This window comes from Salmonella sp. 2020_1395, assembly GCF_043848115.1.
GTDB lineage: Bacteria > Pseudomonadota > Gammaproteobacteria > Enterobacterales > Enterobacteriaceae > Salmonella > Salmonella enterica.
In genome coordinates, this window is sequence record NZ_JBCMFH010000004.1 from 178,722 (window position 1) to 203,812 (window position 25,091).

The 25,091-nt window shown below is 52.5% G+C and carries 26 protein-coding genes; 14 read left to right on the forward strand and 12 right to left on the reverse strand.

The genetic code is table 11. The features are described 5' to 3' along the window. The first annotated feature begins 2 nt into the window (after window positions 1–2). The 4 genes from appB to ACH0WD_RS08200 all read left to right on the forward strand — a co-directional run bounded on the left by appB (window position 3) and on the right by ACH0WD_RS08200 (window position 4,836). A complete protein-coding gene (appB, locus tag ACH0WD_RS08185; RefSeq protein ID WP_000888110.1) occupies window positions 3–1,139 on the forward strand; it encodes a cytochrome d ubiquinol oxidase subunit II in 1,137 nt (378 codons plus the stop codon). 12 nt (window positions 1,140–1,151) lie between these two features. Then, on the forward strand, window positions 1,152–1,241 hold the full coding sequence (gene cbdX / locus ACH0WD_RS08190) for a cytochrome bd-II oxidase subunit CbdX (protein WP_000270301.1): 90 nt from the start codon (window positions 1,152–1,154) through the stop codon (window positions 1,239–1,241). Between the two features lie 394 nt (window positions 1,242–1,635). Further along, window positions 1,636–2,910, forward strand: coding sequence for a Glu/Leu/Phe/Val dehydrogenase (locus ACH0WD_RS08195; RefSeq protein ID WP_001526439.1), 1,275 nt, complete (start codon window positions 1,636–1,638; stop codon window positions 2,908–2,910). Between the two features lie 213 nt (window positions 2,911–3,123). Beyond that, complete coding sequence (locus tag ACH0WD_RS08200) at window positions 3,124–4,836, forward strand: alpha,alpha-trehalase (RefSeq protein WP_000612835.1); 1,713 nt, start codon at window positions 3,124–3,126, stop codon at window positions 4,834–4,836. A gap of 62 nt (window positions 4,837–4,898) precedes the next feature. On the opposite strand, the gene ACH0WD_RS08205 is transcribed toward ACH0WD_RS08200, so the two are convergent. Then, the gene (locus ACH0WD_RS08205) at window positions 4,899–5,153 is read right to left on the reverse strand and encodes a GlsB/YeaQ/YmgE family stress response membrane protein (RefSeq protein WP_000511323.1); all 255 of its coding nucleotides are present in this window, start codon (window positions 5,151–5,153) and stop codon (window positions 4,899–4,901) included. A 168-nt stretch (window positions 5,154–5,321) separates the two neighbouring features. Between ACH0WD_RS08205 and ycgR the strand changes: the two genes are divergently transcribed. Continuing rightward, complete coding sequence (gene ycgR / locus ACH0WD_RS08210) at window positions 5,322–6,056, forward strand: flagellar brake protein YcgR (RefSeq protein ID WP_000017420.1); 735 nt, start codon at window positions 5,322–5,324, stop codon at window positions 6,054–6,056. A 13-nt stretch (window positions 6,057–6,069) separates the two neighbouring features. On the opposite strand, the gene emtA is transcribed toward ycgR, so the two are convergent. After that, on the reverse strand, window positions 6,070–6,681 hold the full coding sequence (emtA, locus tag ACH0WD_RS08215; protein ID WP_000776974.1) for a membrane-bound lytic murein transglycosylase EmtA: 612 nt from the start codon (window positions 6,679–6,681) through the stop codon (window positions 6,070–6,072). Between the two features lie 170 nt (window positions 6,682–6,851). Here emtA and ldcA point away from each other — a divergent pair, with 170 nt between their 5' ends. Together ldcA and ACH0WD_RS08225 are read left to right on the forward strand one after the other, a co-directional pair. Continuing rightward, window positions 6,852–7,766, forward strand: a complete 915-nt coding sequence (ldcA, locus tag ACH0WD_RS08220) for a muramoyltetrapeptide carboxypeptidase (RefSeq protein ID WP_000051606.1) — start codon at window positions 6,852–6,854, stop codon at window positions 7,764–7,766. A gap of 96 nt (window positions 7,767–7,862) precedes the next feature. Then, on the forward strand, window positions 7,863–9,596 hold the full coding sequence (locus tag ACH0WD_RS08225) for a potassium/proton antiporter (RefSeq protein WP_000338376.1): 1,734 nt from the start codon (window positions 7,863–7,865) through the stop codon (window positions 9,594–9,596). 62 nt (window positions 9,597–9,658) lie between these two features. Here the strand turns inward: ACH0WD_RS08225 and dadX are convergent, their stop codons facing one another. Both dadX and ACH0WD_RS08235 read right to left on the reverse strand, forming a co-directional pair. Further along, complete coding sequence (gene dadX / locus ACH0WD_RS08230; protein WP_000197892.1) at window positions 9,659–10,729, reverse strand: catabolic alanine racemase DadX; 1,071 nt, start codon at window positions 10,727–10,729, stop codon at window positions 9,659–9,661. A gap of 13 nt (window positions 10,730–10,742) precedes the next feature. After that, window positions 10,743–12,041 (reverse strand): D-amino acid dehydrogenase, encoded by a 1,299-nt coding sequence (locus tag ACH0WD_RS08235; protein ID WP_001266935.1) that lies wholly within the window; start codon window positions 12,039–12,041, stop codon window positions 10,743–10,745. A 322-nt stretch (window positions 12,042–12,363) separates the two neighbouring features. Here ACH0WD_RS08235 and ACH0WD_RS08240 point away from each other — a divergent pair, with 322 nt between their 5' ends. Next, complete coding sequence (locus tag ACH0WD_RS08240; RefSeq protein WP_000190831.1) at window positions 12,364–13,896, forward strand: SpoVR family protein; 1,533 nt, start codon at window positions 12,364–12,366, stop codon at window positions 13,894–13,896. Between the two features lie 46 nt (window positions 13,897–13,942). On the opposite strand, the gene fadR is transcribed toward ACH0WD_RS08240, so the two are convergent. Next, window positions 13,943–14,662, reverse strand: coding sequence for a fatty acid metabolism transcriptional regulator FadR (gene fadR / locus ACH0WD_RS08245; RefSeq protein WP_000234826.1), 720 nt, complete (start codon window positions 14,660–14,662; stop codon window positions 13,943–13,945). A 219-nt stretch (window positions 14,663–14,881) separates the two neighbouring features. Here fadR and nhaB point away from each other — a divergent pair, with 219 nt between their 5' ends. From nhaB to ACH0WD_RS08260, 3 genes are all read left to right on the forward strand, one after another. Then, entirely contained in the window at window positions 14,882–16,426 is a 1,545-nt protein-coding gene (gene nhaB, locus ACH0WD_RS08250) for a Na(+)/H(+) antiporter NhaB (protein WP_000406446.1), read from the forward strand. 141 nt (window positions 16,427–16,567) lie between these two features. Next, complete coding sequence (gene dsbB / locus ACH0WD_RS08255) at window positions 16,568–17,098, forward strand: disulfide bond formation protein DsbB (protein ID WP_000943475.1); 531 nt, start codon at window positions 16,568–16,570, stop codon at window positions 17,096–17,098. Window positions 17,099–17,206: 108 nt separating this feature from the next. Then, on the forward strand, window positions 17,207–17,548 hold the full coding sequence (locus tag ACH0WD_RS08260) for a DUF1971 domain-containing protein (RefSeq protein ID WP_000018967.1): 342 nt from the start codon (window positions 17,207–17,209) through the stop codon (window positions 17,546–17,548). A gap of 70 nt (window positions 17,549–17,618) precedes the next feature. Here the strand turns inward: ACH0WD_RS08260 and ACH0WD_RS08265 are convergent, their stop codons facing one another. From ACH0WD_RS08265 to ACH0WD_RS08285, 5 genes are all read right to left on the reverse strand, one after another. Further along, window positions 17,619–17,792, reverse strand: coding sequence for a GnsA/GnsB family addiction module toxin (locus ACH0WD_RS08265; RefSeq protein ID WP_001083582.1), 174 nt, complete (start codon window positions 17,790–17,792; stop codon window positions 17,619–17,621). 192 nt (window positions 17,793–17,984) lie between these two features. Continuing rightward, entirely contained in the window at window positions 17,985–18,122 is a 138-nt protein-coding gene (locus ACH0WD_RS08270) for a hypothetical protein (RefSeq protein ID WP_001540194.1), read from the reverse strand. Window positions 18,123–18,473: 351 nt separating this feature from the next. Next, window positions 18,474–18,920 (reverse strand): YcgN family cysteine cluster protein, encoded by a 447-nt coding sequence (locus ACH0WD_RS08275; protein WP_001747690.1) that lies wholly within the window; start codon window positions 18,918–18,920, stop codon window positions 18,474–18,476. 92 nt (window positions 18,921–19,012) lie between these two features. Continuing rightward, entirely contained in the window at window positions 19,013–19,672 is a 660-nt protein-coding gene (locus ACH0WD_RS08280) for a fumarylacetoacetate hydrolase family protein (RefSeq protein ID WP_001519560.1), read from the reverse strand. 73 nt (window positions 19,673–19,745) lie between these two features. Next, window positions 19,746–20,015 carry a YcgL domain-containing protein gene (locus ACH0WD_RS08285; RefSeq protein ID WP_000458764.1) on the reverse strand — a complete coding sequence of 90 codons (270 nt, stop codon included), beginning with the start codon at window positions 20,013–20,015 and terminating at the stop codon, window positions 19,746–19,748. A gap of 125 nt (window positions 20,016–20,140) precedes the next feature. Between ACH0WD_RS08285 and minC the strand changes: the two genes are divergently transcribed. From minC to minE, 3 genes are read left to right on the forward strand one after another with little or no spacing between them, the layout of a single operon-like run. Next, window positions 20,141–20,848: a septum site-determining protein MinC gene (minC, locus tag ACH0WD_RS08290; protein WP_000072527.1), complete on the forward strand. Its 708-nt coding sequence runs from the start codon at window positions 20,141–20,143 to the stop codon at window positions 20,846–20,848. 23 nt (window positions 20,849–20,871) lie between these two features. After that, the gene (gene minD / locus ACH0WD_RS08295; protein ID WP_000101047.1) at window positions 20,872–21,684 is read left to right on the forward strand and encodes a septum site-determining protein MinD; all 813 of its coding nucleotides are present in this window, start codon (window positions 20,872–20,874) and stop codon (window positions 21,682–21,684) included. 3 nt (window positions 21,685–21,687) lie between these two features. Next, window positions 21,688–21,954, forward strand: a complete 267-nt coding sequence (minE, locus tag ACH0WD_RS08300) for a cell division topological specificity factor MinE (protein ID WP_001185666.1) — start codon at window positions 21,688–21,690, stop codon at window positions 21,952–21,954. Window positions 21,955–22,074: 120 nt separating this feature from the next. Here minE and rnd read toward each other — a convergent pair whose 3' ends face one another. After that, a complete protein-coding gene (rnd, locus tag ACH0WD_RS08305; RefSeq protein ID WP_001109124.1) occupies window positions 22,075–23,202 on the reverse strand; it encodes a ribonuclease D in 1,128 nt (375 codons plus the stop codon). A gap of 72 nt (window positions 23,203–23,274) precedes the next feature. Further along, the gene (gene fadD / locus ACH0WD_RS08310; RefSeq protein WP_001532413.1) at window positions 23,275–24,960 is read right to left on the reverse strand and encodes a long-chain-fatty-acid--CoA ligase FadD; all 1,686 of its coding nucleotides are present in this window, start codon (window positions 24,958–24,960) and stop codon (window positions 23,275–23,277) included. Between the last annotated feature and the right edge of the window lie 131 nt (window positions 24,961–25,091).

Sequence of the window (25,091 nt, forward strand, 5' to 3'; positions counted from 1 at the left end):
TCATGTTGGATTATGAAACGTTGCGGTTCATTTGGTGGCTGCTGATCGGCGTCATCCTGGTGGCATTTATGGTAACTGACGGGTTTGATATGGGTGTCGGTTGCCTGCTCCCGCTGATAGCGCGCAACGATGACGAACGCCGGGTATTGATCAATAGCGTCGGCGCCCACTGGGAAGGAAACCAGGTATGGTTGATTCTCGCGGGCGGGGCATTATTCGCCGCCTGGCCACGGGTCTATGCCGCCGCGTTTTCCGGTTTTTATGTGGCGATGATCCTGGTGCTGTGTGCCCTCTTCTTTCGCCCGCTGGCCTTTGATTATCGGGGTAAAATCGCCAATGCCCGCTGGCGCGCGCTGTGGGATACCGGTCTGGTTATCGGCAGCCTGGTTCCCCCAGTCGTATTCGGCATCGCGTTCGGCAACCTGTTTTTAGGCGTGCCGTTTGCCTTCACGCCGCAGCTTCATGTTGACTATTTTGGCACCTTCTGGCAGTTACTCTCGCCCTTTGCCCTACTGTGTGGATTATTGAGCCTGTCGTTGGTGATTATGCAAGGAGGCGTCTGGTTACAGTTGAAAACGGAGGGCGTTATTCGTCAACGGGCTCTGTCGGCCACCCGCCACAGCGCGCTGCTGATCGTGATCTGCTTCCTGCTGGCCGGTTACTGGCTGTGGGCCGGCGTTGATGGCTTTGTCTTGCTCACGCAGGATGCCAACGGCCCTTCCAATCCGCTCTTAAAAGGCGTGGCGATACTCCCTGGCGCATGGATGAACCACTTTATACGCTCGCCGCTACTGCTCATCATCCCGTTGCTCGGTATGATCCTGCCGATTCTGGCTTTCTATGCCTGCCTTCGCGGTCAGACTATTCGTGGATTTCTGTTCGCTTCCCTGACCCAGGCCTGCGTCATCTTTACCGCCGGAATAACGCTATTTCCTTTTGTGATGCCGTCGAGTGTTAGTCCTCTCTCCAGCCTGACGGTGTGGGACAGCACCTCCAGCCAGATGACGCTCGAAATCATGCTGGTGATTGTGCTGATTTTTCTGCCGATCGTACTGCTCTATACGCTATGGAGCTATTACAAAATGTTGGGGCGTATCAACCTGGAGACCCTCCGCCGCAACGATCATGAACTTTATTAGGGAGCGGAAGCGATGTGGTATTTACTGTGGTTTGTCGGCATTCTGCTGATGTGCTCACTGTCGACACTGGCGCTGGTATGGCTTGAGTCGCGTCAACAATAAAGAGGTAAACCGGGGCCAGCGCCGTCTGACTCCGGTTATTTTTATCTTTTTACGCGCCTGGCGAAGACGTTTCCCCGCCGACAGGACGACATAACATTGATACATGTCGTTATCATAACGTTTACTTTTAGAGGTGCGTCATAATTATGACAAATAGCCGCCTTGCACATATTGCGCATATTTAAGCAAATAATTGCATAATTAGCGATATATCACCTCTTATAACGGATAGTTAACCACTTCTCATCCAAAAACATAACGAAAATCCAACTGCCTGCCATTTTTGATCTGAGTTAATTGTTTAAAAAAGTGTTAAATTTATCGCTACATGGTGTGATCTACTATGTATCACGGTCAATTAAAGAACATATTACTTTTATCACTAAGGTTTATCATGGATAAGTTATCTTACGCTTCAGATAGCAGCACATCTGCCTGGAATACCTACCTGCAACAAATCGAGCGTGTGGCCCCTTATCTGGGCGAGTTATCCCCCTGGGTGGATACTCTGCGCCACCCAAAACGCGCTCTGATCGTCGATATTCCGGTACAAATGGATGATGGCACTATTCGTCATTTCGAAGGATATCGCGTGCAGCACAACCTCTCCCGAGGTCCGGGTAAAGGCGGTGTTCGCTACCATCCTGACGTTGATCTCAATGAAGTGATGGCCCTGTCAGCATGGATGACCATCAAATGTGCCGCGCTGAACCTGCCGTACGGCGGCGCCAAAGGCGGCATCCGCGTCGATCCGTTCTCGCTGTCGGAAGGTGAACTGGAGCGTTTGACCCGCCGCTATACCAGCGAGATCGGCATTATCATCGGGCCGCAGAAAGATATTCCTGCGCCGGATGTCGGCACCAACGGTAAAGTGATGGCCTGGATGATGGATACGTATTCCATGAATCATGGCACGACGGTCACTGGCGTCGTCACCGGTAAGCCTATCCATCTTGGCGGTTCGCTGGGTCGTGAAAAAGCGACGGGGCGCGGCGTTTTCGTCAGCGGGCTGGAAGCCGCGCGTCGGGCGAATATCGCCGTTGAAGGCGCTCGCGTTGCGGTTCAGGGTTTTGGTAACGTCGGCAGCGAAGCCGCGCGTCTGTTTGCAGGCGCTGGCGCCCGTGTCGTGGCGATTCAGGATCATACCGCAACGCTGTTTAACGCCACCGGTATTGACATGAAAGCGCTCACAGCATGGCAGACAGAACACAAACAGATTGCCGGTTTCCCGGGCGCGGAAACTATCGCCAGCGATGCGTTCTGGCGTCTGGAGATGGATATTCTGATCCCGGCGGCGCTTGAAGGTCAGATAACTCGTCAGCGCGCGGAAGCCCTGACGTGTAAGCTGGTGCTGGAAGGGGCTAACGGCCCGACCTATCCGGATGCTGATGATGTTCTGGCCAGCCGTGGTATCCTTGTGGTGCCTGACGTGGTCTGTAACGCAGGCGGCGTAACCGTCAGCTACTTCGAATGGGTACAAGATATGGCCAGCTTCTTCTGGAGCGAAGAAGAGATCAACGCGCGCATGGACAAAATCATGACCGACGCGATCGTCCATGTCTGGGAGAAAGCGGCTGAGAAATCCTGTTCTCTGCGCACCGCAGCCTATATTGTCGCCTGTGAGCGCATTCTGTTGGCCCGTAAAGATCGCGGTATCTATCCGGGTTAAGGCTACAAGTTATTGCGCTAAAATCCACGTCCCGGCGTGGATTTTTTGTCTGTATCCCCCGTTTTCCACGCGCGCGCCGATAAACTCTGTCTGAATAAAATGTCTGTTTGTTCGCAAAATAGCGGTTCAATCACGCGTATCTGGTCATCGTAGACTAAGGTTTTGTCATGGTAAATGCCGTTGGCTTTGGCTCACCGCTAAGGAGATAACTTGATGATACCCCCAGAGATTCGCCGTTCTGTTCTACTGCAGAAAGCCATAAAACTGGCGCTGGCAGGGACGCTGCTGACGTTTGCATCGTTTTCGGCGACTGCCGCAGACCCGTCTTCCGACACTGAAACTCCGCAGCCGCCGGATATTTTGCTTGGCCCGCTCTTTAATGATGTCCAGAATGCAAAACTCTTCCCCGATCAGAAAACCTTTGCTGACGCCATACCTAATAGCGATCCGCTCATGATTCTTGCGGATTATCGTATGCAGCGGAACCAGTCCGGCTTCGATTTGCGTCATTTTGTTGATGTTAACTTCACCCTGCCGAAAGCGGGTGAAAAATATGTCCCGCCGGCCGGACAGTCATTGCGTGAACATATTGATGGCCTGTGGCCGGTGCTGACCCGTTCAACTAAAAACGTCGAAAAGTGGGACTCGCTCTTGCCGTTGCCTGAATCCTATGTCGTACCGGGTGGGCGATTCAGAGAGATTTACTACTGGGACAGCTACTTTACGATGCTGGGGCTGGCGGAAAGCGGGCACTGGGATAAGGTGGCGGATATGGTAGCGAACTTTGGTTACGAAATTGACGCCTGGGGGCATATTCCTAACGGCAACCGTACCTACTACCTGAGTCGTTCGCAGCCGCCTTTCTTTGCGTTTATGGTTGAGTTACTGGCGCAACATGAAGGTGACGATGCGCTGAAAGAATACCTGCCGCAACTGCAAAAAGAGTACGCCTACTGGATGGAGGGCGTTGAGACATTGCAGCCAGGGCAACAAAACCAACGCGTCGTCAAACTGGAAGACGGCAGCGTTCTCAACCGCTACTGGGATGATCGGGATACGCCCCGCCCTGAATCCTGGGTTGAAGATATCGCTACCGCCAAAAGCAACCCCAACCGCCCGGCAACGGAGATCTATCGGGACCTCCGATCTGCCGCCGCCTCCGGCTGGGATTTCAGCTCCCGCTGGATGGATAATCCGCAGCAGCTCAGTACCATCCGTACCACCACGATTGTCCCTGTCGATCTTAACGCTCTGCTGTATCAGCTGGAGAAAACCCTCGCCCGCGCCAGCGCTGCGGCGGGCGATCGGGCCAAAGCCTCGCAATATGACGCGCTGGCCAACGCGCGGCAAAAAGCCATTGAAATGCATCTGTGGAATAACAAAGAGGGTTGGTATGCCGACTACGATCTGCAGAACAATAAAATCCGTAACCAACTCACCGCTGCCGCGCTGTTCCCGCTATATGTAAACGCCGCCGCGAAAGATCGCGCCGCGAAAGTGGCGGCGGCGGCCCAGGCGCATCTGCTACAGCCTGGCGGGCTGGCTACCACCTCGGTTAAAAGCGGACAGCAGTGGGATGCGCCAAACGGCTGGGCGCCGTTACAATGGGTCGCTGCCGAAGGATTGCAAAATTATGGGCAGGATGACGTGGCAATGGAAGTCACCTGGCGCTTTTTAACCAATGTGCAGCACACCTACGATCGCGAGAAAAAACTGGTCGAAAAATATGACGTCAGCAGTACCGGAACCGGCGGTGGCGGCGGCGAATATCCCCTTCAGGACGGCTTTGGCTGGACCAACGGCGTGACGCTGAAAATGCTCGATCTGATTTGTCCGCAGGAAAAACCGTGCGATAGCGTACCGTCTACTCGTCCGGCATCGTTAAGCGCAACGCCGACAAAAACGCCGTCTGCAGCAACGCAGTAACGCGTGTTTATAGTAGGTTGACCCGGCGCTGACCGGGTCAACGCTTACACGTTTTGCAGCGGTTAGCCGCGTCGCAGAAGGCGGAAAATCACCAGCACCACGATCGCGCCCACCACGGCGACCAGGAAACTGTGCAGATTAAAGCCGCTGATACTGCCGCCAATACCAAACATCGTCGCCAGCCATCCGCCAACGACCGCCCCGACGATACCGAGAATACAGGTCAGGATAAATCCCCCGCCATCGCGCCCCGGCATAAGCAATTTGGCGATAACGCCGGCAATCAAACCAAAAACAATCCAGGCGATAATTCCCATTTGCGAACCCTCTTTCCAGTAAAAACGTTTTAAGTATAGGCAAAGTCGAGCGTCGCATTTCTGAACACTGATTTATCTCGCGGACATAAAAATTTATTTATCGCTATTAAGTTCTTTCTACCGATGCCGATAACCCAACGATAGTCTGCGTATCAGGGGTTATTTCGTGTGAGTGGTTACAATGAGCAGTTCCTGAAAAAAAATCCATTAGCGATATTAGGCGTGCTACGGGATTTAAATAAAAATCAGGTTCCACTGCGTATTTCATGGGCGCATGGTCAATTCATTAGTAAAATTTTGGCGGTAGACCCGGAAAAACTCATCGTGGATTACGGCAGCCAGGAATACGAAAATAGCGCCGTATTACGTGCCGGGCAGGTAGCCATTATCGCAGAAACGCAGGGCGCAAAAGTCGAGTTCACGTTGCCGCAACTCGTTACAGGCGAATATCAGCGGCTGCCGGCCTTTATCACGCCCCTGCCGTCGTCACTGTGGTTTGTCCAGCGCCGGGAGTATTTTCGCATTGGCGCGCCGCTGTATCCGCCTTATTACGGCGTCACCACGCTACCGGACACCCGTACGTTACGTTTTCGCCTGTTTGATCTTTCCCTGGGCGGCATGGGCGCGCTACTGGAATCCGCCATCCCCGACGGACTAATCGAAGGCGCGCGCTTTTCGCAGGTTGAACTGAACATGGGGCAATGGGGGATTTTTCACGTTGACGCCCAGCTTATCGCCATCAGCGAGCGTAAGGTGATTGATGGGAAAAATGAAACGATCACCACTCCCCGCCTGAGCTTTCGTTTCCTTAACGTTAGCCCGGCGGTGGAGCGGGAGTTGCAGCGGATTATTTTTTCGCTTGAGCGCGAGGCCCGAGAAAGAGCGAATAAAGTGCGAGAATAATCTTCACGCTAAACTACATGGCGTCCAGCGCCTGCTGAAGCTTCCAGATATAGCGCGGCGCCTGCGGCGCGGGATGATTATCAACAACATGTTCAAAAAACTCGTCAGCATCCAGATCGTTAATTTTTTCTATCGCCTTCTTCCTGTCGGATGAAAAAGTACGCAATAACGCGCCTGCGCCGTTAGCATAAGAGACGACCAGCGCATATTGCATCACCTGCGGATCTTTGATGCCGGCCAGCGGCCCATTTTCCAGAATGCTCAGATACGCCGCGCCCATTGAGATGTTACGCTCAGGGTTTTTCAGCTCGCTGGTGGTCGGTTCGCCACGCCAGCCCATACGACGGTAAACGTCGCGCCCGGAGGTCGACGCCTTTAACTGCATCAGGCCAATCGCATTGGATTTACTGACCGCGTTAGGGTTGCCGCCGGATTCAATGGCGATAATCGCGGTGATTAAATGCGGATCAACCCCCCATGCCGCCCCGGCTTTTTCACTGATGGGCATCCACTGCATCGCACGCTTTACAGGCACTTCGGCATTCCACGGCGGATTCCTGTAATCCTGTTTTGAGCTACAGCCAGCCAGTATTACTACCAAAAAAGCAAACCATCTTAATTTCACGTCATCTATCCTTATAGCCGTAACTTATCTGCCGAAGAGGTCATACCGCCCCGGCCAGGTACTTAGGTTGCCTCCCTGGTGCGCATCCAGAAACGTCGCACAACGAGGGACATCGCCTAATATATGCGGCATGATATACATTTGCATTCTATTGTCAGCAAGGAATTACCATGTCTCTGTTTCATTTAATCGCCCCCTCGGGCTACTGTATTAACCAACAGGCCGCGTTACGCGGCGTTCAGCGCCTGACTGACGCGGGTCATCAGGTGGAGAATGACGAGGTGATTCGTCGCCGCTATCAGCGTTTTGCCGGTACGGACGCGGAACGGCTGGCCGATGTTAATTCGCTGGCCTCGCTAACGTCGCCGGATACGATCGTCATGCCGGTTCGCGGCGGCTATGGCGCCAGCCGCTTGCTGGATCGTATCGACTGGCAGGCGCTCGCCTCCCGGCAACAGTGCGATCCCTTACTGATTTGCGGTCATAGCGATTTTACGGCGATTCAGGCTGGACTCCTGGCGCAGGCCAATGTCATCACCTTTAGCGGTCCTATGCTGGCGGCAAATTTTGGCGCCGAAACGCTGAATACGTTCACCGAGCAACATTTCTGGCTGGCGCTACGCAAGGCGCAATTTACCGTAGAGTGGCAAGGCGACGGCCCTCAGTGCGACGTACAGGGCACCTTATGGGGCGGAAATCTGGCGATGTTGATTTCCCTTATCGGTACGCCCTGGATGCCGACTATCGATAAAGGAATTTTAGTGCTGGAAGATGTCAATGAGCATCCTTTCCGGGTGGAGCGTATGCTTTTGCAACTGGAGTACGCCGGAATTTTAAACCGCCAGAGCGCCATCGTTCTCGGCAGCTTTAGCGGCGCGGCGCCCAACGAGTATGACGCCGGCTATTCTCTGGAGAGCGTCTACGCGTTTTTACGTTCCCGTCTGTCCGTTCCGCTGATTACCGGTCTCGACTTCGGGCATGAACAGCGTACGGTGACGCTCCCTATCGGGGCAAACGCAACGCTTAAAAATACGCGCCAGGGGACTCAACTCACTTTATCTGGTCATCCTACGCTGCAATTGTAAAAAAAGTCCCCGACAGGCTAAGTAAAACGCTGCCCTGGCCGTTATTATGTTAATGTTAAATAATACGAAGTCGTGTGAGTCAGGAGATATAAAACGTTGGATGCTGCAACAATTATTAGTCTATTTATTTTAGGTTCCATCCTTGTAACCAGCAGTATCCTGTTAAGTTCATTCTCATCGCGACTGGGTATCCCGATTCTGGTCATTTTCCTCGCCATTGGGATGTTAGCGGGTGTGGATGGCATTGGCGGTATTCCTTTCGATAATTATCCTTTCGCTTATATGGTCAGTAACCTGGCGCTGGCGATTATTTTACTCGATGGCGGCATGCGCACCCAGGCCAGCTCTTTCCGGGTAGCGCTGGGCCCCGCGCTGTCGCTGGCGACGCTCGGCGTGCTGATCACGTCGGGGTTAACAGGTATGATGGCCGCCTGGCTGTTTCATCTGGATCTTATCGAAGGTCTGCTTATCGGCGCGATAGTCGGTTCCACTGACGCCGCAGCGGTCTTTTCTCTGCTTGGCGGCAAAGGGCTAAACGAACGTGTAGGCTCCACGCTGGAGATCGAATCGGGAAGTAACGACCCGATGGCCGTTTTTCTGACCATTACATTAATTGAGATGATCCAGAAGCATGAAACCGGCCTGGACTGGATGTTTGCCGTCCATATTATCCAACAGTTCGGTCTCGGTATTGTTTTTGGTCTCGGCGGCGGTTACCTGCTACAGCAGATGATCAACCGTATTTCTCTGCCCAGCGGCCTGTATCCGATGTTGGCGCTCAGCGGCGGTATTCTGATTTTTGCTTTGACGACCGCGCTTGAAGGCAGCGGCATTCTCGCGGTCTATCTGTGCGGATTCCTGTTAGGAAACCGTCCGATTCGCAACCGTTACGGCATCCTGCAAAACTTTGACGGACTGGCCTGGCTGGCGCAGATCGCCATGTTCCTGGTTCTGGGGCTGCTGGTGACGCCTTCCGATCTGTGGCCGATTGCCGTCCCTGCGCTTATTCTCTCTATCTGGATGATTTTCTTCGCCCGCCCGCTGTCGGTGTTTACCGGCCTGCTGCCATTTCGCGGCTTCAATCTTCGGGAGCGCATTTTCATCAGTTGGGTCGGACTGCGCGGCGCGGTGCCGATTATTCTCGCCGTTTTCCCGATGATGGCCGGGCTTGAAAACGCTCGCCTGTTCTTTAATGTCGCTTTCTTTGTGGTACTGGTGTCACTGCTCCTGCAGGGAACATCGCTGTCATGGGCGGCGAAAAGAGCCAAAGTGGTCGTGCCTCCGGTTGGCTGGCCAGTATCGCGCGTGGGGCTTGACATCCATCCTGATAATCCGTGGGAGCAATTCATCTATCAGTTGAGCGCCGACAAATGGTGCGTCGGCGCGGCGTTGCGCGACCTGCATATGCCGAACGAAACCCGCATTGCCGCGCTATTTCGCAATAATGAACTGTTTCACCCCACGGGCAGTACTCGCCTGCAGGAAGGCGACGTACTCTGCGTGATTGGCCGGGAGCGCGATCTGCCAGCGCTGGGCAAATTGTTTAGCCAGTCGCCGCCGGTTTCGTTAGATCAGCGTTTCTTTGGCGATTTTATCCTCGAAGCGAATGCGAAATTCGCCGACGTGGCGCTTATCTACGGGCTGGAAGAAGGAACGGAATACCGGGATAAACAACAAACCCTCGGTGAAATCATACAGCAACTGCTGGGCGCTGCGCCGGTCGTCGGCGATCAGGTGGAGTTTGGCGGCATGATTTGGACGGTAGCTGAAAAAGAAGATAACGTGGTACGCAAGATTGGGGTACGCGTCGCCGAAGACGAAGCAGAATAAGGTCGCCTGGCAACGTCGACCCGCCCCCAAGTGGACCGGTCGACGCCTTAGCCTGAATTAGGTTACGTTGTCACAAACGGCACACGCGGCGCTACGGCGCACAGTAGCTCATAGCCCAGCGTGCCTGCCGCAGAGGCGACATCATCGACCTTAATTTCTTTGCCCCATAATTCAACCGGCGTGCCGATTCCCGCCTGCGGACACGGCGTCAAATCCACCGCCAGCATATCCATTGAAACGGTGCCTACTGTTCTGGTACGGATACCGTCCACCAGCACAGGCGTCCCGGTCGGCGCATGGCGTGGATAGCCATCGGCATAACCCGCCGCGACGATGCCAATGCGTTGTTCCTGAGTCACAGAATACCCTCCGCCATAGCCTACTCTTTCACCCGCGCTCAGCGTCTGCACGCCAATAATTTCGCTACTCAGCGTCATCACGGGTTTTAGTCCGGTATCGGCAATATCCCGCCACTGTCCTGACGGCGACGCGCCGTACAAAATAATGCCTGGCCTGACCCAGTCATAATGCGCCTGGGGATGCCACAGCGTCGCTGCCGAATTTGATAACGAGTATGAACATTGAAGGCCTTCCGTCGCCAGCGCAATTCGTCTCATCGCCTCCCCGATACCTTCTGGATGATCGGCCTGAGCAAAATGTGACATCAGGGTCATTTCACCGACATTGCGCATTGCCCGCAATTGCTGCCAGACGGTCTGCGCCCGCTCAGGCTGAAAACCGAGTCGGTTCATGCCGCTGTTGACTTTGACATAGATATCCAGCGGCGCGTTAAGCCGCGCATTTTGCAGCGCTTTCAACTGCCAGTTACTGTGGATGCAGGTGGTCAGCCGATAAGTGTCATACGCCTCCAGGTCTTGCGCATGGAAAAACCCCTCCAGCATCAATATCGCCCCTTTCCACCCGCGCTCACGCAGGGTAATCGCCTCTTCAAGGTTGAGCATAGCGAAACCATCTGTGGCGCCCAGCGCGCTCCAGACGCGTTCAATACCGTGGCCGTAGGCGTTGGCTTTCACTACCGACCAGACGCGCGCCTCTGGGGCCGCCCGGCGCACAATAGCCAAATTTTGTTTCATTACCTGTAAATCAAGGCTGGCCTGTATAGGGCGGGTCATTTCACTTCCTTTATCAGTTATGCGCGCTATGCAAACGTTGCGGGCGGGTGGGCGTAAAATCGGAACGGTATCGCGCCACGCTCAGATCGTCGTAGGGTATCGCTGGCGTACGACCCGACAAGATATCGCTTAACAACTGGCCTGAACCGCAGGCCATCGTCCAGCCTAACGTGCCGTGTCCAGTATTAAGCCACAGATTTTTATAACGGGTACGTCCTACTACCGGCGTGCCGTCCGGCGTCATGGGGCGCAGGCCGGTCCAGAATGTGGCCTGCTCAATATGACCGCCGCGCGGAAAGAGATCGCGCACAACCATCTCCAGCGTCTCGCGGCGCGGTTGCAGTAAGTCGGTATTAAAGCCCACGATTTCCGCCATTCCCCCCACGCGAATACGCTTATCAAAACGCGTAATAGCGATTTTGTAGGTTTCATCAAGAATCGTCGATACCGGCGCGCCGTCTGGCTCGACGATTGGGATGGTTAATGAATAGCCTTTCAGCGGATACACCGGGATATCAACAATGCCTTTAAGCATCGCCGTCGAATACGATCCAAACGCCATGACATACGCATCTGCTTTAATGATCTCATCGGCGCATTTCACGCCGTAAATCTGATCATTTTCGTACAGTAATTTTTCCACGGGAGTATTAAAGCGAAAGGTTACGCCCGCCTGCTCCGCCATGCGCGCCAGACGCTGGGTAAAGAGCTGACAGTCCCCGGTTTCATCATTCGGTAAGCGCAGTCCGCCGGTTAATTTATGCGCAACCTCAGCCAGAGCGGGTTCAACTTCCGCCAGTCGGCTGGCTTCCAGGAGCTGATACGGCACCCCGGCATCTTCCAGTACGGCGATATCACGGGTGGCGTTCTCATACTGTTGCGCGGTGCGGAAGAGTTGTAGCGTTCCCCCCTGGCGGCCTTCATATTCGATACCGGTCGCGGCGCGTAGCGTTTTCAGACAGTCGCGACTATATTCCGCCAGGCGCACCATGCGGCCTTTATTTTCCATATAATGCCGGGTATCGCAGTTACGCAGCATTTGCCACATCCACTTCAGTTGAAACGGAGTGCCATCCAGACGTACCGCCAGCGGCGCATGGCGCTGGAACATCCATTTTATCGCCTTCAGCGGTACGCCAGGGGCCGCCCAGGGCGCAGCATATCCCGGTGAAATTTGTCCGGCATTCGCCGCGCTGGTTTCTTGCGCCGGGCCGGATTCGCGATCGATGACGGTGACATCATGCCCCGCCTGACTCAAGTACCAGGCGCTGGTCACGCCAACTACGCCACTCCCCAGGATGACAACTCGCATAGCCACTCCGTTAATAGTAAAAGAACAATCTTCTGATTACATCTTGATAACCCAGATGAAAATATTATTCAACATATGACTTTTTTATGGTGACGTGCTTCACATATACCCTAAAGACAAGCGATCCCACTGGTTTGGGATCTCCTGCTACGCGGCATGGCTATACAGCATAAAATGATGCCAATACCCGATTTTTTGCCGTTCAATGTGGAGGAAATCGCAAAGAAAAGTTTTCACGATCAAGTCGTTTTTTAACATGGTGTTCTATGCTTGAAAGGAGGCGCTCCATACAGAGAGCGTCGCCAACAATGAGGGTGCGCGAATGGCAACGATTGATTCCATGAACAAGGACACCACACGTTTGAGCGATGGACCCGACTGGACATTTGATCTGCTGGATGTCTATCTGGCAGAGATAGACCGCGTGGCGAAACTCTACCAACTGGATACTTACCCGCACCAAATTGAAGTCATCACTTCCGAACAGATGATGGACGCCTACTCCAGCGTCGGGATGCCGATCAACTATCCGCACTGGTCGTTTGGCAAAAAGTTCATTGAGACGGAACGTCTGTATAAGCATGGTCAACAAGGACTGGCTTATGAAATTGTGATCAACTCTAATCCCTGCATTGCCTACCTGATGGAAGAGAACACCATCACCATGCAGGCACTGGTCATGGCGCACGCCTGTTACGGCCACAACTCCTTTTTTAAAAATAATTATCTCTTCCGGAGCTGGACGGATGCCAGCTCTATCGTCGATTACCTGATTTTCGCCCGAAATTACATTACCCGCTGTGAAGAACGCTACGGAGTGGATGAAGTAGAAAAACTGCTCGACTCCTGCCACGCGCTGATGAATTACGGCGTCGATCGTTATAAGCGCCCGCAGAAAATCTCGTTGCAGGAAGAGAAAGCGCGACAAAAAAGCCGGGAAGAGTATCTACAAAGCCAGGTGAATATGCTGTGGCGCACGCTGCCAAAACGCGAGGAAGAAAAAACTGTCGCCGAAGCACGCCGCTTTCCCGCTGAACCGCAGGAAAACCTGCTCTATTTTATGGAGAAAAACGCCCCGTTGCTCGAGCCGTGGCAGCGCGAAATTCTGCGCATCGTGCGTAAAGTCAGCCAGTATTTTTATCCGCAGAAACAGACGCAGGTCATGAACGAGGGCTGGGCGACCTTCTGGCACTACACCATCTTGAACCATCTCTATGATGAAGGCAAAGTGACGGAACGCTTTATGCTGGAGTTTTTACACAGCCATACCAATGTCGTATTCCAGCCGCCCTATAATAGCCCCTGGTATAGCGGAATTAACCCCTATGCGCTCGGCTTTGCCATGTTCCAGGATATCAAACGTATTTGTCAGTCGCCCACGGATGAAGATAAATACTGGTTTCCGGATATTGCCGGTTCCGACTGGCTGGAAACGCTGCACTTCGCCATGCGCGATTTTAAAGATGAAAGCTTTATCAGTCAGTTCCTGTCGCCCAAAGTGATGCGTGATTTCCGTTTCTTCACGGTACTTGATGATGACAGGCATAATTATCTGGAGATCTCCGCCATTCATAACGAAGAAGGTTATCGGGAGATTCGATCAAAACTGTCGTCACAGTATAACCTGAGCAACCTGGAGCCGAATATTCAGGTCTGGAATGTGGATTTACGCGGCGACAGATCGCTGACGTTGCGTTATATCCCGCATAACCGCGCGCCGCTGGATAAAGGCCGCAAAGAGGTGCTGAAACATGTGCATCGGTTATGGGGCTTTGATGTGATGCTGGAGCAACAAAATGAGGATGGCAGCGTAGAACTGCTGGAGCGTTGTCCGCCGCGCATGAACATGCTGTAATCGAGATGCTGCCCGGTAGTGTTTGCGCTTACCGGGCATCGCGGGATTATCGTCCCTGAATCGCTAAATCGCCGGGCAGATTTTTCTGCATCCGATGCCAAATCTCGCCGCTGTCATGCCCGTAACGTCGCACCGTTTCATATACCTGGTCGTGCGCGCCCTGCTCGCATAACGACGATAATTTATGATAGAAACCCAGTGCCAGACTGCGCGCTTCCGGATTGGCGAAATAGTGGCGACCAATGCGGGTGTATAACCCTTTCATGCCGTTCAGGATCAAGCCGTAAATAGGATTGCCGGAGGCAAATGCCAGACCACGAAAGATGTTATAGTCCAGATCGGCGAATGCATCGGCATGGTCGGCCACTTCGTGGGCAGTGGCCAGCACTTCCTGCGCCTTATCCGGGTGTTGACGCAACGCGGTACGAATAAAGATAGTAGAAATATTGGTACGCACCGACAACAAATTGTCGATCAGTTGCGGAACGCTTTCATGATCAAGGCGGGCCAGCGTTTCAAGGATATTCAGCCCTGACGTTTCCCAAAAATTATTAACCTTTGTCGGTTTGCCATGCTGAATGGTCAGCCAGCCATCTCGCGCCAGCCGCTGTAACACCTCGCGTAATGTCGTGCGCGTTACGCCGATCAGTTCGGAGAGTTCTCGTTCTGCCGGTAAGATCGTGCCAGGAGGAAAGCGGTTATTCCAGATACTTTCAATAATATACTCTTCCGCGAAACCCGCCGGGCTCTGCGCCTTAATGACCATAGTGAGATTTCCATTACACAGCAAAACATAGTTGTACTCATCATACCAGACGGGCGTAACACCTGATAGCGGACGCAATGAAGAAAAAGGGGATCAAGGCACCATTTCTGATATCGCCTGCCAATATCGTTAAGGACTTGCTTGCATTCGTCGCGCTCGCTACTCTCTGTGTTTAAACATAAAAACGCTATTTCATTTTTCTAGGTAAGGAAAAATTTCATGGAGATCTCATGGGGTCGCGCCATGTGGCGCAACTTTTTAGGCCAGTCGCCCGACTGGTACAAACTGGCACTACTTGTCTTTTTAATTGTTAACCCATTTATTTTCTTAGCTAATCCCTTTGTTGCCGGTTGGCTGCTGGTGGCAGAGTTTATCTTCACCCTGGCGATGGCGTTAAAGTGTTACCCGCTGCTGCCCGGCGGGTTACTGGCCATTGAAGCCGTCATCATCGGCATGACCAGCGCCGCCCATGTACGTGAAGAGGTTGCCGCCAACCTGGAAGTCTTGCTGCTGCTGATGTTTATGGTGGCAGGCATCTACTTTATGAAGCAGTTATTGCTGTTTATTTTTACCCGTCTGTTACTCAGTATCCGCTCGAAGATGGTTCTGTCGCTGGCCTTTTGCGTCGCCGCCGCGTTCTTGTCGGCTTTCCTTGACGCGCTTACCGTCGTTGCGGTGGTGATCAGCGTCGCCGTCGGTTTTTACGGGATTTACCATCGTGTGGCCTCATCGCGCGGCGAAGAGAACGATATGCTGGACGACAGCCATATCGATCCGCATTACAAAACGGTGCTGGAGCAATTCCGCGGATTCTTGCGTAGTCTGATGATGCATGCAGGCGTGGGGACGGCGCTGGGCGGCGTCATGACCATGGTCGGGGAGCCGCAAAACCTGATCATCGCTAAAGCGGCTGGCTGGCATTTCGGCGACTTCTTTTTGCGGATGTCGCCTGTCACCGTCCCGGTACTGGTATGTGGACTGTTAACCTGTATGCTGGTCGAGAAAATGCGCTGGTTTGGCTATGGCGAAACGTTGCCCGAAAAAGTCCGCGACGTCTTGCAGCAATTCGACGATCAAAGCCGTAAGAAGCGCACCCGCCAGGATAAAATTAAACTAATAGTCCAGGCGGTTATTGGCGTCTGGCTGGTTACCGCCCTCGCCCTCCATCTCGCGGAGGTGGGACTGATTGGTCTGTCGGTCATTATTCTGGCCACCGCGTTAACGGGTGTCACCGATGAACACGCCATCGGCAAAGCGTTTACCGAGTCGCTGCCGTTTACTGCGCTGTTAACCGTTTTCTTCTCTATTGTGGCGGTTATTATCGATCAACATCTTTTCGCGCCGATTATTCAGTTCGTCTTGCAAGCCTCTGAACACGCGCAGCTAACGCTGTTCTATCTCTTTAACGGCCTGTTGTCCTCCATCTCAGATAACGTCTTTGTCGGCACCATTTATATCAACGAAGCGAAGGCGGCAATGGAAAACGGCGCTATCAGCTTAAAACAGTTTGAGCTTTTAGCCGTGGCCATCAATACCGGTACTAACCTGCCATCGGTAGCGACGCCAAATGGTCAGGCGGCATTCTTATTCCTGCTGACCTCCGCGCTGGCGCCGTTAATCCGTCTCTCCTATGGCCGTATGGTCTGGATGGCGTTACCGTACACTATCGTACTGACCCTGATAGGGCTACTGTGCGTCGAATTCACTCTTGCGCCGGCCACCGAATGGATGACTCAGGCAGGATGGTTAGCAACGCTTTCGTAACGTTTGGCCGGGCAATACACCGCCCGGCTCCGATTTTTGCCTGATAATTATCCAATTACACATTATTTCATTTCCCGCTAGTGGCGCACGAATTGAATTGGTTTACACTGCGGTCTCTACGCATGTTGCAGGGAAATTATTATGTTGCGATTTTTAAACCAGTGCTCACGGGGTCGGGGCGCATGGTTACTGATGGCGTTTACCGCCCTGGCGCTGGAAATGGTGGCGCTGTGGTTCCAGCACGTCATGTTACTTAAACCTTGCGTGCTATGTATTTACGAACGTTGCGCCCTGTTTGGCGTGATGGGCGCGGGTCTGGTCGGCGCAATAGCGCCGAAAACGCCGCTGCGATACGTGGCAATGGTTATCTGGATTTACAGCGCCTGGCGGGGTCTACAACTGGCGTATGAACATACGATGATTCAGTTGCATCCCTCGCCGTTCATGACCTGTGACTTTATGGCGCGCTTTCCAGACTGGTTACCGTTGGGTAAATGGCTACCGCAGGTGTTTGTGGCATCCGGTGATTGCGCCGAGCGCCAGTGGTCGTTTTTAACGCTGGAGATGCCGCAATGGCTGTTGGGGATCTTTGCCGCTTACCTTGTGGTGGCGATAGCCGTCGTCATAGCCCAGGCATTTAAGCCTAAAAAACGCGACCTGTTCGGTCGTTGATACACACGCTCCTTCGGGAGCGTTTTTTTTGCCCGAAGCGTTGTTTGCCAGTGATTGAAAGGTGTATATTAAATACATCTTTCAATCACCACATCAGGGAGATGTCTTATGTCCCACTTACGCATCCCGGCAAACTGGAAAGTTAAACGCTCTACCCCCTTTTTCACCAAAGAGAATGTTCCGGCGGCACTGCTCTCTCATCACAACACAGCGGCAGGCGTTTTCGGACAACTCTGCGTGATGGAAGGCACCGTGACCTACTATGGCTTTGCGAATGAAACCGCGACAGAACCAGAAGTGAAAGTGGTGATTAATGCCGGGCAATTCGCCACCAGTCCGCCGCAATACTGGCATCGGGTAGAGCTGAGCGATGATGCGCGGTTCAACATTCATTTTTGGGTAGAGGAAGACCATCAGGGCGAGGAAATGTATCAACAGAAAAAAGCCTGACATCGGTAAACCAGTCACCACTGGGCGGGTCCCGCCCAGTAGCCAGGTGATTAATGGCGCTAATTAAACGCTAGAGTAGTTTAATTTTAACGTGGTATCCCTCAAGCCCTTTCATCGTTTCTCGCGGCGCGAACTCTATTTCGGAAACCTCTTGCCCGGTTTTCTTCCGTAGTTCGGCAACCTTTTTGCTAATGAGTGCCGCGATTTCCTCTTCTGCTTTATGTGTCAACTCTTCGCTGTTCATTGATTTCCTCCTTTGAACTCGCAAACGGCTAAGCGCAAATAAGACAGTGTCGTCATGGACGCGCTACTATTTTAACGTACAAAAAATTATAGGCTATCTTTCTGAGGATTATCAGGATGTTTCGCTTTAGAAGATGTAAAAAACCGCCTGGCGCAGACGGTGCATCAGGCGGTTGGTTAATAGCACAAGACGCTATCTACGAGGATCTTCAACCTCATTCTGGGTATCCGGGTCGAGAGGATCGTCTCCCTCTGGCGTATCCGGAATATTTTCACCAGGAAGCGGGTCATCCTCTGGTAATGGATCGACTAAATCAGGACGTTCAGACATAAAGCCTCCAACGAACCATAGTTATTAAAGATACCCTACAGCACTACTTTTGGTTTTTCTTTGGATTTTTTCCTTCGTCTTCGGGTGTCTTATCAGGCTTCCTGGGCTGATCCTTTGAAACGCGCAACGGTTGGTTATTCATGGGGTAACTCCTCAGGATAGGCAGCGATATACTGCTTTGAAAGTATAGAGTCGCCGCCATACGTGCGCGAGCGCAGCGACAAGGCGCGTCAGGGAAGAATAGAAAGCGGTGATAACGCCAGGTGACGGAATTTGCACGCAATTCCTGGTTTCAGGGGCCGCCCGGCGTAAATTAAAGAATTGTAAACAATCAGCCGTTTTGCCGAAGACTTATTCTGCCCACGACGGTTTATTTAAAATATGATCCTGCCAGTCCCGTACTTCAGATTCTTTAACCGCGATATGACGGACAGAAATTCGCTCGCCATGCATAGCGGCTTTCGATCCAGTCAGCAGCGGATGCCACGTCGGCAAGGGCTTACCTTCCGCTAACAAACGGTAGGCGCAGGTCATCGGCAACCATTCAAAGTCTGGCAAGTTTTCGCGAGTGAGTTTGATACAGTCGGGTTCAAATTCAAAACGGCGTTCATAATGACGGCACTGGCACGTTTTGATATTTAATTGCCTGCACGCCACGTTGGTGAAGTAGATTTCATCTGTATCTTCATCCATCAGCTTATGCAGGCAGCATTGACCGCAGCCATCGCACAGCGACTCCCACTCGGCATCGGTCATTTCATCCAGGGTTTTACGTTGCCAGAAAGGTATATCGCTCATTAAAGTATCCGCCATTGCACTAAAGCTGCACCTTATAACCAGTCTGGCCTGCAGATGCAAGTTTTACCGCCGCTGAAGGCGGCAAGCAGATTTTACAGAACGCGGGTAGACAACGTTTCGTCATTAAAACGAATGTCCAGCTCATCGCCGCTTAATAATGGCCCCACGCCTGCCGGCGTGCCGGTTAGCACCACGTCCCCGGCTTTGAGCGTAAAATAGCGGCTCATATAGGCGATAAGGGGCACAATAGGATGAATCATATCCGCGGTCGACCCTTGCTGGCGAACCTCGCCATTAACGTTAAGTCCGATAACCGTATTTTGCGGATCGCCGCAGAAGGCCGCGACAGGGATGAAGCCTGAAATCGGACATGCGTTATCAAAACCTTTGGCTTTTTCCCAGGGCTGTCCGGCCTTTTTCATTTTCCCTTGAATATCGCGCAGGGTTAAATCAAGCGCCACGCCATAACCGGCTATCGCTTTACGTACATGATCTTCGGTCGCCTGGCGGAGCGTTGCGCCAATCAGCACAGCAAGCTCAACTTCATGATGAACAGCGCCCATATCCGCCGGAATCGCCAGCGGCTGGCGAATATCACACAATGCGGTTTCCGGCTTGATAAAAAGCACGGGTTCTTCCGGCGTCGCACTGCCCATCTCCTTGATGTGATTTGCGTAATTACTGCCCACGCAGACCACTTTACTTACCGGGTAATCAAGCAAGGCGCCTTGCCAGTTACGATGTTGATACATATTTTCCCCTAAGATCATGATGGAATTCAGGCGCGGCGCCGAATACCGTTTAACGGTCAGCGGACGACGTATTTTATCCCACCGAAGAAAGATGTTGTTTCAGCAAATCTTCCGGCGGCGGCGGCAATTGTAAATAATAGCCCTGCTCGCTTAACGCCTGTTTTACTTTTTCGAGCTCGGCATTGACTAATTTTTTACGTCCATCAAGCGGCAGCATCATCGCTAACTGCGGCTGACCGAATCCTTTCATCAACGCTTCAGGCACCCGCGAAAAATCGTCTTTTTTTTCGACATACAAATAGGTTTGATCGCGCTTGCTACTTCGATAGATCACACAAAACATACTTTTACTCTGAATTAACGGGATGGTGACTTGCCTCAATATAATACTGACTATAACATGCCTTCTGGACTTCGGAATATCACTCCGTATCGGAGATGATAAATAGCAAATTGAGTAAGGCCAGGATGTCAAACACGCCAATCGAGCTTAAAGGCAGTAGCTTCACCTTATCAGTGGTTCATTTGCATGAAGCGGAACCAGAGGTTATTCGTCAGGCGTTAGAAGACAAAATAGCGCAGGCTCCTGCGTTTTTAAAACACGCCCCTGTCGTTATTAACGTTAGCGGTCTTGAAAGCCCGGTAAACTGGCCGGAACTGCATAAGATCGTGACCTCAACCGGCTTACGCATTATCGGCGTGAGCGGCTGTAAAGACGCCAGCCTGAAAGTAGAAATCGATCGGATGGGTCTTCCTTTACTGACTGAAGGTAAAGAGAAAGCGGTTCGGCCTGCGCCCGTTGAGCCGGCAACGCCCAGCGAACCGCCGCAAAACGCTAATCCCATCACAAAAACGCGATTAATTGATGTTCCGGTTCGTTCCGGTCAGCGCATTTATGCTCCACAATGTGATCTGATTGTTACAAGTCACGTCAGCGCTGGCGCAGAGCTTATCGCTGACGGCAATATCCATGTCTATGGCATGATGAGAGGTCGCGCGCTGGCAGGGGCGAGCGGCGATCGGGAAGCGCAAATTTTTTGTACCCATCTGACGGCAGAACTGGTCTCTATCGCAGGTGTTTACTGGCTGAGTGATAAAATCCCGGCAGAATTTTATGGCAAAGCGGCGCGCCTGCGTTTAGCAGACAACGCTTTGACAGTTCAACCGTTGAATTGATCCCTTTTTAACAAGGAATTTTTATGGCACGCATTATTGTTGTTACTTCGGGTAAAGGGGGCGTTGGCAAGACCACCTCCAGCGCGGCCATCGCTACAGGTTTGGCCCAGAAGGGAAAGAAAACTGTCGTCATTGATTTTGATATCGGACTGCGTAACCTCGATCTGATTATGGGGTGCGAACGTCGTGTCGTTTACGATTTTGTAAACGTCATTCAGGGCGATGCGACACTGAATCAGGCGCTGATCAAAGATAAGCGTACTGAAAATCTCTTCATTCTTCCGGCGTCGCAGACCCGGGATAAAGACGCGCTAACGCGCGAAGGCGTCGCTAAGGTACTGGACTCACTGAAAGCGATGGACTTTGAGTTCATCGTTTGCGACTCGCCGGCGGGTATCGAAACCGGGGCGCTGATGGCGCTCTATTTTGCCGATGAAGCGATCATCACGACTAACCCGGAAGTCTCTTCTGTCCGTGACTCGGACCGTATTCTGGGTATTCTGGCATCGAAATCTCGTCGCGCAGAAAATGGCGAAGAACCGATTAAAGAACATCTCCTGTTGACGCGCTACAATCCAGGCCGCGTAAATAAAGGCGACATGCTCAGCATGGAAGATGTACTGGAGATTCTGCGTATTAAACTCGTCGGGGTGATCCCGGAAGATCAATCCGTACTGCGCGCATCGAACCAGGGCGAACCGGTGATTCTTGACGCCACTGCGGATGCGGGTAAAGCCTATGCAGATACCGTAGATCGTCTGTTGGGAGAAGAACGTCCTTTCCGCTTCATTGAAGAAGAGAAGAAAGGTTTCCTCAAACGCCTGTTCGGAGGATAAATTATGGCATTACTGGATTTTTTTCTCTCGCGGAAAAAGAGTACCGCTAATATTGCAAAAGAGCGGTTGCAAATCATTGTCGCGGAACGTCGCCGTAGCGATGCCGAACCGCATTATTTACCGCAGTTACGTAAAGATATTCTTGAGGTCATTTGTAAATACGTACAAATCGATCCGGAAATGGTTACCGTCCAGCTTGAGCAAAAAGATGGCGATATCTCCATCCTTGAACTTAACGTAACGCTGCCGGAAGCCGAAGAGTCAAAATAAGCTCTTTTATGGGAAAATTCCTGGATTAAAAAGGCAGAAGAATCTGCCTTTTTTATTTTTTTACATTATTCCGAATACGGACATTTATTTCACTGGCCGTTTTCCCGGCAATTACCGCCGTTAACGCGGGTACTCCTGCAACAGAAGAGTTAACTTCTCCGCCATCAGTTCGGCGCGCCAGCCGGAAATCAATTCCGGTTGCCCATTTTGCGGTTTTAATTTCCAGTGCCAGTTAAGCAACTGATTAATCTGCCGACGCGATGCCAGTAGCTCGCCGCTGACGTGATGCGACGCGCTCACCTCCGCCACCAGCGCTTTGATGGCCTTAAACGCTTTGCGATAGCCCGGCATGTCCATCAGATTCAACAGGGGCTCCGGCAATGCCTCTTCCGGTAACGCCTGTGCTTTCGCCACCAGCGATATCAACGTCTTGCCGTGAAAACGAATCTCGCTGCCGGAAAGCCCCAGGCTATCCAGCTCACCGAGACTGCCCGGCATATAACGCGCGACCGCCCACAGGTTTTCTTCACGCACAACAAAGTTCACCGCCATATCGCGCTCACGCGCCTTACGCAGCCGCCAGTCAGCTAAAAGTTGCAGACAGGCTAACTGGCGGGTACGCAGTTGCCAGGCATTAGTGATATCCCGCCATGCCTCTTCCGGCGCCTGAATCTCCTGACGACGCTGCTGCATCAATCGGCATTCATCAAGCGCGGCAGGCAGCCATCCTGCGGCTTCAGTTTCAATCATCAGCTTTTTGGCGATCGGTAACAGATACCAGACATCCGCCGCCGCGTATTCACACTGACGCTCGCTTAAAGGCCGGGCTAACCAGTCGGTACGAGATTCGCTTTTATCCAGCGCCACGCCCGTATACTCTTCTACCATCGCCGCAAAACCCCACGACAGCGGACGCCCGCAAAACGCCGCCAGAATTTGCGTATCAATCAGGGGTTCCGGCAGTTCGCCAAACGCATTCAGAAATACTTCCAGATCTTCGCTACCCGCGTGCAGAAATTTGGTGATTCCCGTATCGCGCAGCACCGCTTTTAACGGCGACCAGTCGCTGATGCCGAGCGGATCGATCAGGGCGACATTTGCCCCGTCAAATAACTGGATCAATCCTAACTGCGGGTAATAGGTGCGGGTACGGACAAATTCCGTATCTAAAGCAATAGCCGGACATGCGCGGACAGCCTCACACAGGCTCGCCAGCGCATCGTCCGTTTCAATCATTTGGTAATTCAAATCGTGTTCTCTTTGGTTCGCGCCAAAAAAAACGCCGGCTTAACCGGCGTCTCTCGTTAGCTGACTTAACGCTCAGGCTTTATTGTCTACTTTGCCACGGGCTTCGTCACGCAGTTCTCGTCGTAAAATTTTCCCAACGTTAGATTTTGGTAATTCCTCGCGAAACTCTACCTGTTTGGGCACCTTATATCCGGTCAGATGGCGACGGCAGAAGGTGATCAACGCATCGTCAGTCAATGCCGGATCTTTCTTAACCACAAAAAGCTTCACCGCTTCGCCGCTACTACCGGAAGGCACGCCAACCGCTGCGACTTCCTGCACGCCAGAATGCTGCATCACCACATCTTCAATTTCGTTTGGATAAACGTTAAAACCAGAAACCAGAATCATATCTTTCTTACGATCGACAATCCGCAGAAAGCCCTCTTCATCCATAACCGCAATATCGCCCGTATGCAGCCAGCCATCTTTAATGATTTCATCCGTCGCGTCAGGACGCTGCCAGTATCCCAGCATAACCTGCGGGCCTTTCACGCAAAGCTCTCCGGCCTCACCCGGCGCGACTTCGTTATCATCGTCATCCACCAGTTTGGCTTCTGTTGACGGTACTGGCAGGCCGATACTGCCGCTGTGATAATCAATATCATGCGGGTTGACGCTCACCAGCGGGGCGCACTCGGTCAGCCCGTAGCCTTCCAGCAGGTATTGCCCGGTCAGCTTTACCCAACGTTCCGCAACGACATTTTGTACCGGCATCCCGCCGCCGGCTGACAGATGCAGCGAAGAAAAATCCAGCTGTTGAAACTCTTTATTATTGAGCAGAGCGTTGAATAGCGTATTAACGCCAGTCATCGCCGTAAATGGATATTTCGCCAGCTCCTTGACCAGGCCGGGGATATCACGCGGATTGGTAATCAGCAGGTTTTGCCCACCCAGCTCGATAAAAAGCAGACAGTTCATGGTTAAGGCAAAAATGTGATACAGCGGCAGCGCGGTCACTACCAGCTCTTTCCCCGGGTGCAGCAGCGGCCCATAGGTCGCTTTCACCTGCTCCAGATTCGCCAGCATATTGCGGTGGGTCAACATCGCGCCTTTCGCCACGCCCGTCGTACCGCCGGTATATTGCAGGAAAGCCAGATCTTCAGCGACAACCTCGGGTTTTACATACTGCATACGGTAGCCATGCTGTAGCGCGCTGCGAAACGAGATCGCATCTGGCAAGTGGTATTTTGGCACCAGACGCTTGATGTATTTCACGACAAAGTTAACAACTGTACCTTTGGCGGTAGAAAGCTGGTCGCCCATCCGCGTCAGAATAACGTGCTGTACCGACGTTTTCTCGACCACTTTTTCCAGCGTATGGGCAAAGTTAGAAACAATAATGATTGCCGCCGCGCCGCTATCGTTAAGCTGATGCTCAAGTTCACGCGGCGTGTACAGCGGGTTAACGTTCACCACAATCATGCCGGCGCGTAAAATACCAAATAGCGCGACGGGATACTGCAACAGGTTTGGCATCATCAGCGCCACACGGTCGCCTTTTTTGAGTCCCAGCCCTTGTTGTAAATAAGCCGCAAATGCCCGACTACGTTCTTCTAATTTACGGAAGGTCATTACCTCCCCCATATTGACGAACGCAGGCTGATCGGCATAGCGCGTCGCCGCATGTTCAAACAGTTCAACCAGGGATTGATAACGGTCAGGGTTGATCTCCGCCGGAACATCAGCAGGATAACGGTTAAGCCAAACCTTCTTCAATGCATCACCTCTAAAATGAGTGTTCGTCGTCATCACAACCCCAGTTAATAAACAAGTCGTTAACATTATATTAACTCAGCGTACCAGTTTATTAATTACGCAACTGAAAGGTTGCGAAGCGCGTCACTATT

Coding starts and splice junctions, on each gene's coding strand:
- appB (WP_000888110.1), top strand. CDS start 3: ATGTTGGATTATGAAACGTTGCGGTTCATTTGGTGGCTGCTGATCGGC.
- cbdX (WP_000270301.1), top strand. CDS start 1,152: ATGTGGTATTTACTGTGGTTTGTCGGCATTCTGCTGATGTGCTCACTG.
- ACH0WD_RS08195 (WP_001526439.1), top strand. CDS start 1,636: ATGGATAAGTTATCTTACGCTTCAGATAGCAGCACATCTGCCTGGAAT.
- ACH0WD_RS08200 (WP_000612835.1), top strand. CDS start 3,124: ATGATACCCCCAGAGATTCGCCGTTCTGTTCTACTGCAGAAAGCCATA.
- ACH0WD_RS08205 (WP_000511323.1), bottom strand. CDS start 5,153: ATGGGAATTATCGCCTGGATTGTTTTTGGTTTGATTGCCGGCGTTATC.
- ldcA (WP_000051606.1), top strand. CDS start 6,852: ATGTCTCTGTTTCATTTAATCGCCCCCTCGGGCTACTGTATTAACCAA.
- dadX (WP_000197892.1), bottom strand. CDS start 10,729: ATGACCCGCCCTATACAGGCCAGCCTTGATTTACAGGTAATGAAACAA.
- ACH0WD_RS08235 (WP_001266935.1), bottom strand. CDS start 12,041: ATGCGAGTTGTCATCCTGGGGAGTGGCGTAGTTGGCGTGACCAGCGCC.
- ACH0WD_RS08240 (WP_000190831.1), top strand. CDS start 12,364: ATGGCAACGATTGATTCCATGAACAAGGACACCACACGTTTGAGCGAT.
- fadR (WP_000234826.1), bottom strand. CDS start 14,662: ATGGTCATTAAGGCGCAGAGCCCGGCGGGTTTCGCGGAAGAGTATATT.
- nhaB (WP_000406446.1), top strand. CDS start 14,882: ATGGAGATCTCATGGGGTCGCGCCATGTGGCGCAACTTTTTAGGCCAG.
- dsbB (WP_000943475.1), top strand. CDS start 16,568: ATGTTGCGATTTTTAAACCAGTGCTCACGGGGTCGGGGCGCATGGTTA.
- ACH0WD_RS08260 (WP_000018967.1), top strand. CDS start 17,207: ATGTCCCACTTACGCATCCCGGCAAACTGGAAAGTTAAACGCTCTACC.
- ACH0WD_RS08265 (WP_001083582.1), bottom strand. CDS start 17,792: ATGAACAGCGAAGAGTTGACACATAAAGCAGAAGAGGAAATCGCGGCA.
- ACH0WD_RS08270 (WP_001540194.1), bottom strand. CDS start 18,122: ATGTCTGAACGTCCTGATTTAGTCGATCCATTACCAGAGGATGACCCG.
- ACH0WD_RS08275 (WP_001747690.1), bottom strand. CDS start 18,920: ATGAGCGATATACCTTTCTGGCAACGTAAAACCCTGGATGAAATGACC.
- ACH0WD_RS08280 (WP_001519560.1), bottom strand. CDS start 19,672: ATGTATCAACATCGTAACTGGCAAGGCGCCTTGCTTGATTACCCGGTA.
- ACH0WD_RS08285 (WP_000458764.1), bottom strand. CDS start 20,015: ATGTTTTGTGTGATCTATCGAAGTAGCAAGCGCGATCAAACCTATTTG.
- minC (WP_000072527.1), top strand. CDS start 20,141: ATGTCAAACACGCCAATCGAGCTTAAAGGCAGTAGCTTCACCTTATCA.
- minD (WP_000101047.1), top strand. CDS start 20,872: ATGGCACGCATTATTGTTGTTACTTCGGGTAAAGGGGGCGTTGGCAAG.
- minE (WP_001185666.1), top strand. CDS start 21,688: ATGGCATTACTGGATTTTTTTCTCTCGCGGAAAAAGAGTACCGCTAAT.